This window comes from uncultured Nostoc sp. (genome assembly GCF_937863485.1).
Classification (GTDB): Bacteria; Cyanobacteriota; Cyanobacteriia; order Cyanobacteriales; family Nostocaceae; genus Nostoc.
Map to the genome: position 1 here is coordinate 1 of NZ_CALMFY010000175.1, position 13,000 is coordinate 13,000.

Genomic DNA, 13,000 nt, shown 5'->3' on the forward strand with positions numbered 1-13,000 from the left:
AATACTTTTGACTTTTGACTTTTGACTTTTGACTTTTGACTTCCGCCTTGCGGTACTAGCCAATGCCTTTGGCGATAAAGAAGGCTTCACCGATGGGGCCTAACGCAAGTACTGGGAAGAATGTAAGTGCGCCCAAGATTAAAATTACGCCTGCGGTAACGCCTGTAAATAGTCCAGTATCGGTTCGTAATGTACCAGTGGTGTAGGGAACAGCTTGCTTGCGGGACATGCTATCTGCTAAAAACAGCAAACCCAAAATTGGAATATAGCGGCCAGCTAGTAAACTGAAGCAGGTACTCAAGTTCCACCACAGGGCTGTTGCAGTGGTTTTTGCGCCCGTGGCGATCGCAAAAGGAGATGGTTGTGAATCGCCTAAACCTTCAAACCCAGAGCCGTTATTAGCAGCAGCTGAGGCATATTCGTAGATCACCTGAGAAAAGCCATGAAAGCCGGGATTGCTAATCCCCGCCAGTTGGTCAGGAAAAGCTAAGGCGATTCCCCCCGGAATTAAAATTGCGATCGGGTGAACCAGCAAAATTAGGAAGCTAGCAAGCACTACCTCGCGTTTTTCAATCTTGCGTCCCAGAAATTCTGGCGTGCGTCCCACCATCAGACCTGTGACGAATACTGCCAGGATGCTATAGGCAAACAAGTAAGCTGTTCCTGTACCCTGTCCACCCCAGATGATTTGCAGGAACATATTAGAGAGAAAAATAAAACCGCTGATCGGCATGAAGGAGTCGTGGAAACTGTTGACGGCTCCGCACATGGTTGCAGTTGTACTTACTGCAAATAATGCCGATTCTGCCCAACCAAACCGGACTTCTTTACCCTCTAAGTTCGGTTGCTGACTGCCCAAAAGCGTATTTACAGCCGGATTGCCGTTGTATTCCCCAATAGCGGTAACAATCAGAAATCCGAGAAAAATTACACCGATCATGCTGTAGAGTAACCAGGCTTGTTTAGTGTTATTTGCAAACAAGCCGTAGGTGTAGATCAGGGAAGTGGGAATCGAAAGCATTGCCACAATCTGAATTAAGTTAGAAAATCCGTTGGGATTTTCAAAGGGGTGTGCCGAGTTGATGGCGAAAAAGCCGCCACCGTTTTCCCCTAATTGCTTGATAATTTCAAAATGGGCAACTGGGCCACGAGCGATCGCCTGACTAATATTCGGGTCTTCCAAGGTCGGGAATACAACTGCACCCGCCAGGGTTTCTGGAACGCCAGCTGCCATCAAGGCAATGCTACCCACAATACAAATAGGCAGCAAAATTCGGGTAATCGAGCGAATTATATCTACATAAAAATTGCCTAACGGTCTACCCGTCAATCCCCGAATAAAAGCAATTCCTACTGCCAAACCAGTAGCAGAGGAGGTGAACATGTGATAACCAAGTCCCCACATTTGGCTGGCATAGCTCATGTAGGTTTCACCAGAATAGTGCTGCTGGTTGGTATTAGTAATAAAGGAAATAGTAGTATGTAGCGTTGTGTCCCAAGTTGGGGCATTTATCCCCGTGGGGTTGAGTGGTAACCATCCCTGATTCATGATGATAGAGAAAATCAGCAACCCCATTACTACGTTGCTATACAGGATTGCCCGCCCATACTGCCAGCCGGTCATGTTTTCTTTGGTTTTAACGCCAACCAAAGCATAAAGCCCTCGCTCAACCGGATTTAAAATTGGGTCGAGAAAAGTATTTTGCTCTAGGTAGACACGCGCCATGTAGCGCCCAAAAAGGGGAGTAAACGCTACTACAATTAGTAGCGTTAATACAATTTGAATCCATCCTTCTAGCATTGGATTAGTCGAACTCCAACATGAATAAATTTCAGATTAATATTAGATATTTTCTTGCCATGAATCAGAAAAAATAATGAAGTCTATTTGCATTAATTATTAACTCACCTAAAACTATGTACTTTCTCAATCATGGAGCTTTTAGTTAAATAACACAAGGTATAAATTAATATTTAAACTAGTCTATACAAGGAATATATTTCTCTATATATACAAGTCTTCAGAGCGTTTATCTCGATATATATCTGCAAATATATAGCAATCCTAAATCATTCGTGAAAAGTCAGATCCCCGACTTCTTTAAGAAGTCGGGGATCTAAACACCGCGAATTTGAATTAAATTCAGATAGGATTGCTATAGAGTCAGGAGTCTAATTCATAATTCATAACTGATTTTGGCGACAAATTCCAAATGCTGAAGTGTAGGCGTGTAAGAAGGTTCTGCCACCAACAGGGCCGATTTCACCACCACAGAAAAAGCCGACTACAGGAATATCGTTAATGTAGCGCCGAAATAGTTCAGAATCGAAATTGGGTTTACCATATAGTCCTTCACCTCGCCCCAGACAGGTAAACATCAAGGCAGCTACGGCAGAGGGTTCAGAATCTCTTTGGTGTTGATAACTTTGGAGGAGTAATTCTAGGTCTTCAGCAGAGGCTTGAGCATCGCGTAGGTGAAATTGCAGTCTTTGGCCAGGACGGACGCGATCGCCAATTGCGATCGCCCCAGCTGCTGGATCGACCCCAAGAATACCACGAATTAAAAAGTCTCCTTGCTGCAAAGCCAGCTTAAATTCATCCATTGCCACACCAACAAACAGAGAGTGCTGTGCTAAAGTCCGTTCTTCTTCGCTGAGACTGGCAATCAAATCCCGTAATACCATCAGAGGGACTTTATCATCTAACTCCAGAATAATATTGCGATCGGCTTTTGTGACTTGCAATGGTTTGCCAATCGGTCGGCATCCTTGGGCTACAATCGTTTCCAAAACAATATTGCCAGTCAAAGCTATACCAACAGTGCCCTCGCGATACAAGTTTTGGTGTTCGTCAGCATCGTTACGAAATAGGGCAACACGACCACCCATACCCCCACCACTAGCCTGTCCCCCCACTATCACCGATCCTGGATAAGCAAAATCCAGTCCCTGCAACAAATTGTTGATTCCAGAGGCGAAAGAACTAGACAGCAAGATGAACTGGGGTGTCGGTGATGCTGGCACACCGATCAAATCAACCCAAGCATCTGGTGAACTGTCTAAGTCAGGTAATTCTTCAGCAACAATATGAAAGACTTGAACCTTCACTCCTGGAAGGTGTGCCAAAGTCAAGCTGATAGCTGGTTCAGTTTCTAGTTCTTGGGTTTCTCCGCTAACTGTCGTCCCAATCACACCTCCACCACTACAGCCAATTAGCACAGGCACAGAAAGTTTTTCGGCTAACAACGGTAACAGTCGGGAATACTCACTCGCAAAAGCAGACGAAATGAATACCAGTCCTAGATCCGCAGGTGCTGTTAATGATGAGACAGCTCGTTCCACCACATCTGTAACAGCGGCTTCCAAAGAATGACGGGTTGATAGGGCGTTTGCCCACTGCATTTGGTCTGCCATGAGTTTTGAGCTTCTTTCTCTTTTTAGGCTAGTAGGTTTTGATTTTTTCTTTTGGGAAGAATTGCATCTTACAAGAATTAGCCCCAGCCCTTTGTCTCCTCCATCCCAAGAAGCTGGGGTTGTCATTCCCTAATAGATGCATCTAAATATATTGTATGATTGTTTATCTCTAGTACTGATTCCACAAAATCTTAAAAAATTAAAGATGAATGCATTATAGATGCAGCAGTTTCCTGTATTGGTTATAAATCAATAGGCTAAAATACTAACTTATGAGCTAAGTGGTTAGAATGGTTAGTAATCAAGCCAAAATCTCCCATTCTTAATTTTTCTATACTGGTATTAACAACACACAACGAGACTAAAGCAATGACTAACATCCAAGAAACAACAAAGAGCGGTATCCAAGAGAAAATTCAAGAAGAAGTCGAACAAGCGCGTACTGTCTGTGATACTAGCGGTAGCAACTCACCAGAGTGTGCTGCTGCATGGGATGCAGTAGAAGAATTGCAAGCCGAAGCTTCCCACAAGCGCCAAAGCAAGCCAAAAAACTCTCTAGAACAGTATTGTGATGACAACCCAGATGCAATTGAATGCCGGGTTTACGACGACTAAAAATTCAGGCAAGTGAATTTTCTGTTCATTTGGTCAGCAAGCATCCAGGATTTACTTACTCAAATGTCGCACTTTCACCTCACTCCCGCCTCAAATCCCACTCTCCCTCTTTGATCATTTTCTCCAACGGGTGGAAAATTGGTGAAATATCTAAAGTTACGGATGTATAAGGGTTAAACTTTGAGAGTTTTTTATCTTATAAGGAAACCTTTATACCCAAAAAAGTTGGGGTTTTGTCTGGGAGTGCCGAGTTTGTAGTTGGTGGGTGGGTTTTGAACAGACTCCCTGATGCTACTACAGGTAGGTGCAAAATCTAAGTTGAGGATCTTTGAGTTGCTTGTTTTTTGCTAAATAGAGAGATTAAGGAAAATGAGTTAAGCATTGTACCATGTAATACCTTTTCCAGAAATCTTTGTAACAAATGAATTGGCTGTAGGGGCGTACACATGTATGCCCCTACAAACGTATTTATAGTATAAATTTCGTGAAATGGTATGAGTTGGGCGAAATGAAATATAAAATGTCATTGCCTTGGCGTAAGCCTGACTGTAGAGTACGTAACGCAGTGGAGTGTACTCCTACGGGGAAGCAAGCTACGCCTAGTGTCTTGTAGAGTTGCAATCTTAGTCTTTGCGATCGCAACTCTACAAGACGCTACCGCGAACACTTTGTACCCTTCTCCTGGCAGAGACGCACTCGCGTTCGGATTCTCCAAAGGAGTACGCAATGACGAACTATTCTTAATAGGACTTACGCAAAAATTGCCAAAAAGCTTAATTTATCGTAGACACGTAGTGGCTTGCCGCAAACTACCGCCATATCTGCCAGAGGCTTCCGCCAACGCCAACGCGCAGCGTCTCGTAGAGAAGAGAAGAATCGTAGAGTGTGCGTAAGTCCTATTATATTTATTTAGATCCATCTACTTATGAGTTGGGGAGCCACTTGCTTGTACAAAGAAGTTAGAGCGCAGTTTTGAGGCAAGACACTGAGCTTTGTGCTTTGATTAAACTGTTATCTAATATAGATAGACTACTAGCTAGCTAATAGCTTAGAGGTTTGTCAGTTATGGATAGTTGCTCTTGGTTAAAAATGTTTTATTTAGCGTTTGAGAAAAACAATGGACTATAATATTTGGTTTCGCCCTTTCGTCTGGATTGATTACCGACTGGCAGTATTATTCCTGGTAATTATTCCGCTAATTCTTCTGATTTGGGCATTTGTGCAAAAAGCAGAAAGTATACAACGCTTATTGAGTATATACTGGCAGGTATCAAGCTTGGTGGCAATCACGATTTACTTAATGATTGCTCAGTATCCAGTTAGCTTTATTTCTGGGTTGATAGCTCGGATTTTAATCCCGATTTCGCTGTGGTTCTGGGTGGATCTCAACGATGAAATTGAGTATCAAACCAGTGGCTCTTTGAAATTGATTTTTACCTCTTGGCGCTGGGCTACAACTGTTTATTGTATTTTGGGTACACTAGCCTTTATCCCTTTTTTGGGTTGTGCTTTTTCTGGCAATATGCTTAAGACTCCCTATTGTCGCGTCTGGTTCGAGGCTCCGTTGCTATTCAAAGAATATTTCCATGCTAATAGCAAAGCTGAGTTTTTAGGTTTTCTTGGCATAATTAGTTTAGTAATTTATGTGCTTTACTTAAGCTATTTTGTTCTGATTAAGCTGGGCAAGCAGGGACGTTCAGCCACACCACAGTAACCGTCGCTGCGCCACCGTACCCCTACTCTTAAAAAAATGAATTCCATTGGCAAGCGACTGGAACAATACACCGCTAAACGTCCCCAAGAAGTGCTACTTGTAACAGTGGAAATTGCCGAGGAGCAAGATACAATTGCTATTTTCAAAGGCTTTTCCAGTTCTTTGATGCGTCCAACGGCATTTGATCCAGATGTACCAGTTATACCAGATGGGGCAAACATCCTTAATATTGACCGAGTAGCCAGTCCTTATAATCCTGAAGCACCCCGTTATATTCAACAAGAACTCTCTTGGGAAGCTATGGAAGCTCTATTATTAGAAGTAGGTGTTTGACTAATTACTAATTCGTGATATTGGTGTAATTAACTAAAATGCCTACTGCTGCTCAAGTAGCAAGTTTGTATCGTATTAGCTATCAACTGACGTATATCATGCTTCAACCCATATACCTCATTTGTGTTGAAAATCGGACTCGTAATGTATACATCCTTGCTGGGTATGACGAAGAGATTGAATTCCAAATTTTACCCAACGGAGAGTTGTCTGATGAGCCGAATTAATTACGATTCAATGTCTGATATTGAATTGAAACAGTATTTTCTCAAACATCGTGGAGATCAAGCTGCTTTTCAAGCATATTTGGACAGGATTAATCAGCGTCCGCGTAGGATTGTTGCAAGCCCCAACGATCCCGATTTTGATGAGAAGGTTCAAGCAGCGATTCGCCAAAAGCTAGAAGCAGCAAGAAGCAATAGTCAGCAGGCTAATACTGCCTTGGAGCCGACTGACCAAGAGTGATCTTTGAGAGCCACAGAAAGGTTATCTACTTTTTTATGAATTACCACGACATTATTACGATTGATCCTGGAAAACGCAGTGGAAAACCCTGTATCCGGGGAATGCGAATCACTGTTTATGATATTTTGGAGTATCTTGCGGGCGGAATGACTGAAGCAGAAATCCTAGAAGATTTTTCTGAATTAACTTCCGAAGACATCAAAGCGTGTCTAGCTTTTGCTGCCGATCGTGAGAAGAAGTTATTTGTGGTATCCCTGTGAAACTGCTTCTAGACGAAAATCTATCTGATCGGATTATTTCACAGATTGTAGATTTGTATCCTAATTCAGTACACGTTAAAACTTTAGGGTTAATCAACACAGACGATGTGGTTATCTGGGAGTACGCTAAAGCACACGATTTCGTAATTGCTTCCAAAGATTCTGATTTTCATCAGCGCAGTCTTCTCTATGGTCATCCACCCAAATTTATCTATCTCCGTATTGGCAACAGCCCAACTTCTAAAATTGTCCAAATCCTACGAGATAACTTTGGTATAATCAGCCAGTTTGGAAATAGCGAAGTGGAAAGTATTTTGGTGTTAGCGTAGGTTAAAAATACGGCAGGGTATGACGAAGAAATTGAATTCCGAATTTTACCCAACAGAGAGGTGTCTGATGAGCCGAATTAATTACGATTCAATGTCTGATGTTGAATTGAAACAGTATTTTCTCAAGCATCGTGGAGATCAAGCTGCTTTTCAAGCATATTTGGACAGGATTAATCAGCGTCCGCGTAGGATTGTTGCAAGCCCCAACGATCCCGATTTTGATGAGAAGGTTCAAGCAGCGATTCGCCAAAAGCTAGAAGCAGCAAGAAGCAATAGCCAGCAGGCTAATACTACCTTGGAGCCGACTGACCAAGAGTGATCTGTGATGGACAAAGAAAGGTTATGTACTTTTTTATGAATTACCACGACATTATTACAATGTTATCTGTGGGATAGCAATCCAATTCGGTTATTTCACAAACAAAGCAATTATTCCAGCTACACTACTCACAAAACCGATTACTCCTACGACTGCGCTTATAATTGGGTTTTCTTTGATCAGTTCAATAAAGGCTGTAAGGTAATTTCCATAAATATCTTTACGATTAGAGTTTGTCTTGAGTGAGCCATCGGCAGCACGTTCAACTATATTGGCAAGAACATCAACCTTCCTTAGAGTTGATTGGTGAAGTTTCACGTATTGCTTATTAATAAAAGCATCCGCCTCAGTCTTACCATCCAAAAAATCTCTATGTGTTATGGAGTTTTTCTCAACCAGGCTTGTTAAGCGAGGGTGTTGAATGTAGCCGACACCATAGATTGCGATGAGTAATCGAGATAAATCAACTAACTTGGATTCGTTAATTTCTTCGGGATCGCCTTGAAGAACCTTGTAACGATGTGCGATCGCTGGAAAACCATAGTTTATATCCCTCATATTCCAGTGAAGCCAGATATGAGATCCATGACGGTTTACATAGTCAAAAAACTCATCTAGCATCAGTTTCTCTAATTGATCATAGTGTTGTTCTAAGTCACTTGCTGAGTACCCTTCTCGTTCTGCTACCTGATGAATTGAAAAAGAGGTAGTCTGACCAGATTCTAGGTTCCGAACAGCAAGGGACGTAATTCTTGGCGATGAGCCATCAAGTATGTCGTAGAAACTTTCACAGGAGTAGTGAATAACAATGACTTGATCAGCTTTACTCATCAACTCAGCAAGCTTACTTTTTGCCTGTCGATGCTTCTGTACTTTGTTCCAAGCCTGACCCATCGTGAATACTAACCTCAACTCATCTTAGTATCGAGTTTAACGTAGGCTACATGATGACTACTGGGTTGATAATCTCAAATCATGTTGCGGTAGCAGGCTAACATTTCATGGCGGCGGACGGATGAAAGCTGCTGTTGGGGTTGCCGAGATTATCTGCCGCCGTTGCATTTTGCCGTTACCCTTAAGGAAGCAAGCTACAGTTTGGGTCTAAATTGCCATCTGAAACTGTCTTCTCTACGAGACGCTGCGCGAACAATTTTGAAGAATTCTTTTGACTTTTGAATTTAAAAAATGTCCCGTTCTGGATACACACTTCCCGTCTTTGCCTGTGCTGCTGCTGTTGCAGCTTTACATTGGTTACGCGATCGCCAACCCATAACTTTAGCATCTATAGATTTGATTGAACCCGCTCAAATAGCCGAAATCCCCATTGAACAGGTAGCAGGATTATCGGAGAATACAGCTTTAGCAATTACCCGCAGCGATCCTGGTGATAATCTCGATTTGACTAAAAATACACCAATTTGGGCATTGGTGGAGTGGAGGGAAGCAGGGGAGACAGTAATTATTAAAGGAGGGGAAGGAATTGGCAGGCAATTAAATGCTGATGACAAGCCTGCTATTTATGCTTATGCTCAAAGGCTTTTACGCGAGAATTTGCAACGGATGCTATCACCGGGGCAAAAAATTACGGTGACGATTATTCTACCTGAAGGGCGATCGCTTGCTGTTCGGACTTCAAATTCTGCTTTTGGTGTGGTTGAAGGACTTTCCCTTTTAGGCACAACCGGCATTTCTCAACCCTTAAGTACACCAGATCAGCTTGCAGTTTTTCGGGCGGAATTACAAAATAAAGCTAGTCGTTTTGAAAGTTTAGTATTCTGTATCGGCGAGAATGGCCTAGATTTGGCGCGTAAACTAGGGATTAATCCTGAACAATTGGTCAAAACTGCTAACTGGCTTGGCCCAATGTTAGTAGAAGCTGATGTGCTAGGTGTAAAAGAAATATTATTATTTGGCTATCACGGTAAGCTGATGAAACTGGCTGGAGGGATTTTTCACACCCATCACTACTTGGCTGATGGACGCCGGGAAATTTTGGCAGCGCACTGTGCGATCGCTGGTTTAAAATCACCAGATATCCAAGCTGTGTTTAACAGTGCGACTGCGGAAGTTGCACTAACATATCTAAAATCGCTAGATGCTTCCACAGGCAGTGATTGGGTAAATCAAGTTTATACTGCGATCGCCGAAACTATCGATGTTCGTTCCCAAGAATACATCCAAAGCCATAGGGAAAGCACTACAGGAGTAACAGTCTGTGGCTCTATCCTGTTTGATCGCGATCGCAAAATTATCGTGAAGAGTAAAACTGCTGGTCTGTTGATGGGAAAATTATGTTAATTTATTATGAATAATCGTAAACAATCCAAATAAATAATCTTTTAAGTAACCACTCTAGGGTAGATTTATCGTTTTCATACCATCTCCGCCTCCGGGACTAGACAAACGCACATAACCTCGCGTTTGTCTAGGGCTTCTATACCATTATCAGCCTATGTAGGCTGAATAATAGCATCACCATAGACCACAAAGCATCTATTTATCCTTAACAGATATAACTTCCCGTCATGAATACAGCGGTGACTCTACCAACAGAACAAGCCCCCCAAACATTGGAAGATTTTGGGCGGCTTGATCGTCAATTGATTGTAATTCTGGACTTCGGCTCTCAATATTCTGAGTTGATTGCCCGGCGCATTCGCGAGACTCAAGTATACTCTGAAGTTTTGTCCTATCGCACTTCTTCTGCACATTTGCGCCAACTTAATCCTAAGGGAATCATCCTCTCTGGTGGCCCGAGTTCGGTTTATGGTGATAAAGCTCCCCATTGTGACCCAGAAATCTGGAATTTGGGAATACCCGTCTTGGGTGTTTGCTATGGGATGCAGCTAATGGTAAACCAACTCGGTGGGGAAGTGGTAAAGGCTGACCGAGGTGAGTACGGCAAAGCATCATTATATATTGATGATCCCACAGATTTGCTCACTAATGTCGAAGATGGCATCACCATGTGGATGAGTCATGGAGACTCAGTTATCCAAATGCCGTCAGGGTTTGAATTGCTGGCACATACAGAAAATACTCCCTGTGCTGCCATTGCCGACCACGAAAAGAAACTTTACGGCGTTCAATTCCATCCAGAGGTGGTGCATTCTATTGGCGGTATAGCATTAATCCGTAATTTTGTCTACCATATCTGCGATTGCGAACCCACTTGGACAACAGCGGCTTTTGTCGAAGAGGCAATTGAGGAAATTCGCACCAGAGTTGGCGATAAGCGGGTGCTGTTGGCGCTATCTGGGGGAGTGGATTCTTCTACTCTGGCCTTCTTGCTGTATAAAGCGATTGGTGAGAAACTAACTTGCGTATTTATCGATCAAGGCTTTATGCGAAAGTATGAGCCAGAGCGATTGGTAAAGCTGTTCCGAGAACAGTTTCACATTCCTGTAGAGTATGTGAATGCCCGCGATCGCTTTTTAGCTACAATTGCCAATATTACAGATCCTGAAGAAAAACGCCGCCGCATCGGACACGAATTTATCAGCGTATTTGAGGAAACATCCAAGCGCCTCGGCCACTTTGACTATCTGGCTCAAGGGACTCTTTATCCAGATGTGATCGAATCTGCTGACACCAACGTTGATCCCCAAACTGGTGAGCGGGTAGCGGTGAAAATTAAGAGTCATCACAATGTTGGCGGTTTGCCCAAAGACTTAAGATTTAAATTGGTGGAACCACTGCGGAAACTATTTAAAGATGAAGTCCGCAAAGTTGGGCGTTCCATTGGTTTACCAGAAGAAATTGTCCAACGGCAACCTTTTCCTGGTCCTGGTTTGGCAATTCGCATCCTGGGGGAAGTCACATCTGAACGGTTAAATATTTTGCGCGATGCTGATTTGATTGTCCGGCAAGAAATTAACCAACGCGGCATGTATCATGATTTCTGGCAAGCATTTGCTGTCTTGCTGCCAATTCGTAGTGTTGGCGTTATGGGGGATCGGCGTACCTACGCTTACCCCATCGTCTTGCGAATTGTGACCAGTGAAGATGGCATGACTGCTGATTGGGCCAGAGTCCCTTACGATGTCCTGGAAGTGATTTCTACTCGGATTGTGAATGAAGTGAAAGGGGTGAATCGGGTGGTTTATGACATCACCTCTAAGCCACCTGGAACCATTGAATGGGAGTAATCAAGTTTTGAGTTTACTTAACTAAAAGCTGATCACCGAATTTACAATGTTTAAATTTTGGATTTTGGAATTGAAAGATTCAAAATTCAAAATTTAAAAAGTTTGTTCGCGCAGCATCCGCACCAGGAGCAAGCGAACGAGACGCTTCCTTGGCGTTGGAAAGACCGCAGTGGCTCCCCTTTTTAAGGCTTGCTCTAATGCTACGCCTTGGTCTGGTAGAGAGCGTCTGGGGGTTTCCACGCCAATTGTTCTACTTGGAGAGACCCCTGTGAGCAAGTGGCGTGGGTTAAAGAGGATCGAGTCTTAACCCAAGCGTATTGATTTTAAAAGCCTCCATCAAAATCCAAACCTATTAATAAGAAAGTAGTCAACCAATTTTGGATAATGGAAAAATAGAATTTAGATTGACCCCAGCAATCAAGTCACTTGCTTGTCAAAAAATATTTGGATAATGGAAAAATAGAATTATTCTCGCGTTTAAATTCGCAAGTATCAAACATGCATTAAATAATGGAACACAAGAATCTTCTCTACGATAGGCTCCGCCAACAATTCCATTATCCAAAATTTAAATATTGTAAATTTTGTGAGTAATTATGAAAATTATTCTGAAACTTCAACTATTTGTTAAAATGGATTTTTAAAATGTAAAGGAATTTAAATAACAACATAATTTTATCCAGTCAATAATTATAAATGCTAGCTAATAATTAACCATCAATTGGATGTGGCTGGACAAATTGAATTATTGCTTAGAAAAATAGGCGCGATCGCAGTAAAATTACCAATGGTGTGGTCACTGAGAAAAAACAAGCGACTGATTAGAAATAACTTTCATTTGATCAACATTAATGGAGATGTTATGGAACCTGCTCTTCCCGTTGCTGGCTTAAACATCCTCGTAGTTGATGATGATGACGATAGCCGCTTTTACATTACTACCGTGTTGGAAGCAGATGGAGCCACTGTCATGGCAGTTGCATCGGCAGCGATAGCATTGAAAGTACTACCTGAGTTGCAACCTGATGTCTTGATTTGTGATATTGCGATGCCTGGTGAAGATGGCTACACTCTTATCCGCAAGATCCGGGCGCTGAAGCCTGATATTTGGGGAAAACTCCCCGCTATTGCCTTAACTGCCTATGGCGATAGCGAGTATCGTAGCCGTGCCCTGGAAGCGGGCTTTCAGACTCATGTGGCTAAACCGGTTGACCCAGGAGAACTAGTTGCGATCGTCGCAAATTTAGTCGCTTCTTATAAGAGTTAACACAAAGATTATTTTATGAGCGATTGCATCCCCTCTAGTTGACTAGCGATCGCAATGATAACAGGACTTACGCAAGAACTCTTTGGGGAGCATCTCAGTTTTTGAAGTACCTCAAACCGACAATAATCCATTAAGG

The 13,000-nt window shown here is 42.6% G+C and carries 15 protein-coding genes; 11 read left to right on the forward strand and 4 right to left on the reverse strand.

What is annotated here, in order from left to right:
* Nucleotides 1-55 precede the first annotated feature (55 nt).
* Both kdpA and Q0541_RS23510 read right to left on the reverse strand, forming a co-directional pair.
* Entirely contained in the window at nucleotides 56-1,801 is a 1,746-nt protein-coding gene (kdpA, locus tag Q0541_RS23505) for a potassium-transporting ATPase subunit KdpA (RefSeq protein WP_298916217.1), read from the reverse strand.
* 383 nt (nucleotides 1,802-2,184) lie between these two features.
* A complete protein-coding gene (locus Q0541_RS23510; RefSeq protein WP_298916219.1) occupies nucleotides 2,185-3,414 on the reverse strand; it encodes an FIST N-terminal domain-containing protein in 1,230 nt (409 codons plus the stop codon).
* 369 nt (nucleotides 3,415-3,783) lie between these two features.
* Here Q0541_RS23510 and Q0541_RS23515 point away from each other — a divergent pair, with 369 nt between their 5' ends.
* From Q0541_RS23515 to Q0541_RS23550, 8 genes are all read left to right on the forward strand, one after another.
* Entirely contained in the window at nucleotides 3,784-4,029 is a 246-nt protein-coding gene (locus Q0541_RS23515) for a Calvin cycle protein CP12 (RefSeq protein WP_298916222.1), read from the forward strand.
* Between the two features lie 1,117 nt (nucleotides 4,030-5,146).
* Nucleotides 5,147-5,743, forward strand: coding sequence for a DUF3177 family protein (locus Q0541_RS23520; protein ID WP_298916225.1), 597 nt, complete (start codon nucleotides 5,147-5,149; stop codon nucleotides 5,741-5,743).
* Between the two features lie 36 nt (nucleotides 5,744-5,779).
* On the forward strand, nucleotides 5,780-6,076 hold the full coding sequence (locus Q0541_RS23525) for a hypothetical protein (protein ID WP_298916228.1): 297 nt from the start codon (nucleotides 5,780-5,782) through the stop codon (nucleotides 6,074-6,076).
* 38 nt (nucleotides 6,077-6,114) lie between these two features.
* Nucleotides 6,115-6,303, forward strand: a complete 189-nt coding sequence (locus tag Q0541_RS23530; protein WP_298916231.1) for a hypothetical protein — start codon at nucleotides 6,115-6,117, stop codon at nucleotides 6,301-6,303.
* Nucleotides 6,290-6,541: a hypothetical protein gene (locus tag Q0541_RS23535; protein ID WP_298916234.1), complete on the forward strand. Its 252-nt coding sequence runs from the start codon at nucleotides 6,290-6,292 to the stop codon at nucleotides 6,539-6,541. Before Q0541_RS23530 ends, Q0541_RS23535 begins: the two co-directional genes overlap by 14 nt.
* 35 nt (nucleotides 6,542-6,576) lie before the next feature.
* Nucleotides 6,577-6,801: a DUF433 domain-containing protein gene (locus Q0541_RS23540; RefSeq protein ID WP_298916237.1), complete on the forward strand. Its 225-nt coding sequence runs from the start codon at nucleotides 6,577-6,579 to the stop codon at nucleotides 6,799-6,801.
* On the forward strand, nucleotides 6,798-7,130 hold the full coding sequence (locus Q0541_RS23545) for a DUF5615 family PIN-like protein (protein WP_298916240.1): 333 nt from the start codon (nucleotides 6,798-6,800) through the stop codon (nucleotides 7,128-7,130). The genes Q0541_RS23540 and Q0541_RS23545 overlap by 4 nt, the downstream gene beginning before the upstream one ends.
* Nucleotides 7,131-7,197: 67 nt before the next feature.
* Complete coding sequence (locus Q0541_RS23550; protein ID WP_298916243.1) at nucleotides 7,198-7,449, forward strand: hypothetical protein; 252 nt, start codon at nucleotides 7,198-7,200, stop codon at nucleotides 7,447-7,449.
* A 90-nt stretch (nucleotides 7,450-7,539) separates the two neighbouring features.
* On the opposite strand, the gene Q0541_RS23555 is transcribed toward Q0541_RS23550, so the two are convergent.
* Nucleotides 7,540-8,343, reverse strand: a complete 804-nt coding sequence (locus Q0541_RS23555) for a hypothetical protein (RefSeq protein WP_298916246.1) — start codon at nucleotides 8,341-8,343, stop codon at nucleotides 7,540-7,542.
* Nucleotides 8,344-8,634: 291 nt separating this feature from the next.
* Here Q0541_RS23555 and cbiD point away from each other — a divergent pair, with 291 nt between their 5' ends.
* Complete coding sequence (gene cbiD, locus Q0541_RS23560) at nucleotides 8,635-9,747, forward strand: cobalt-precorrin-5B (C(1))-methyltransferase CbiD (RefSeq protein ID WP_298916249.1); 1,113 nt, start codon at nucleotides 8,635-8,637, stop codon at nucleotides 9,745-9,747.
* A 227-nt stretch (nucleotides 9,748-9,974) separates the two neighbouring features.
* Nucleotides 9,975-11,597 (forward strand): glutamine-hydrolyzing GMP synthase, encoded by a 1,623-nt coding sequence (gene guaA / locus Q0541_RS23565; protein ID WP_298916254.1) that lies wholly within the window; start codon nucleotides 9,975-9,977, stop codon nucleotides 11,595-11,597.
* A 93-nt stretch (nucleotides 11,598-11,690) separates the two neighbouring features.
* On the opposite strand, the gene Q0541_RS23570 is transcribed toward guaA, so the two are convergent.
* Nucleotides 11,691-11,837, reverse strand: coding sequence for a hypothetical protein (locus Q0541_RS23570; protein WP_273767081.1), 147 nt, complete (start codon nucleotides 11,835-11,837; stop codon nucleotides 11,691-11,693).
* Nucleotides 11,838-12,459: 622 nt separating this feature from the next.
* On the opposite strand from Q0541_RS23570, the gene Q0541_RS23575 reads away from it, so the two are divergent.
* The gene (locus Q0541_RS23575; protein ID WP_298916260.1) at nucleotides 12,460-12,864 is read left to right on the forward strand and encodes a response regulator; all 405 of its coding nucleotides are present in this window, start codon (nucleotides 12,460-12,462) and stop codon (nucleotides 12,862-12,864) included.
* Nucleotides 12,865-13,000 lie beyond the last annotated feature (136 nt).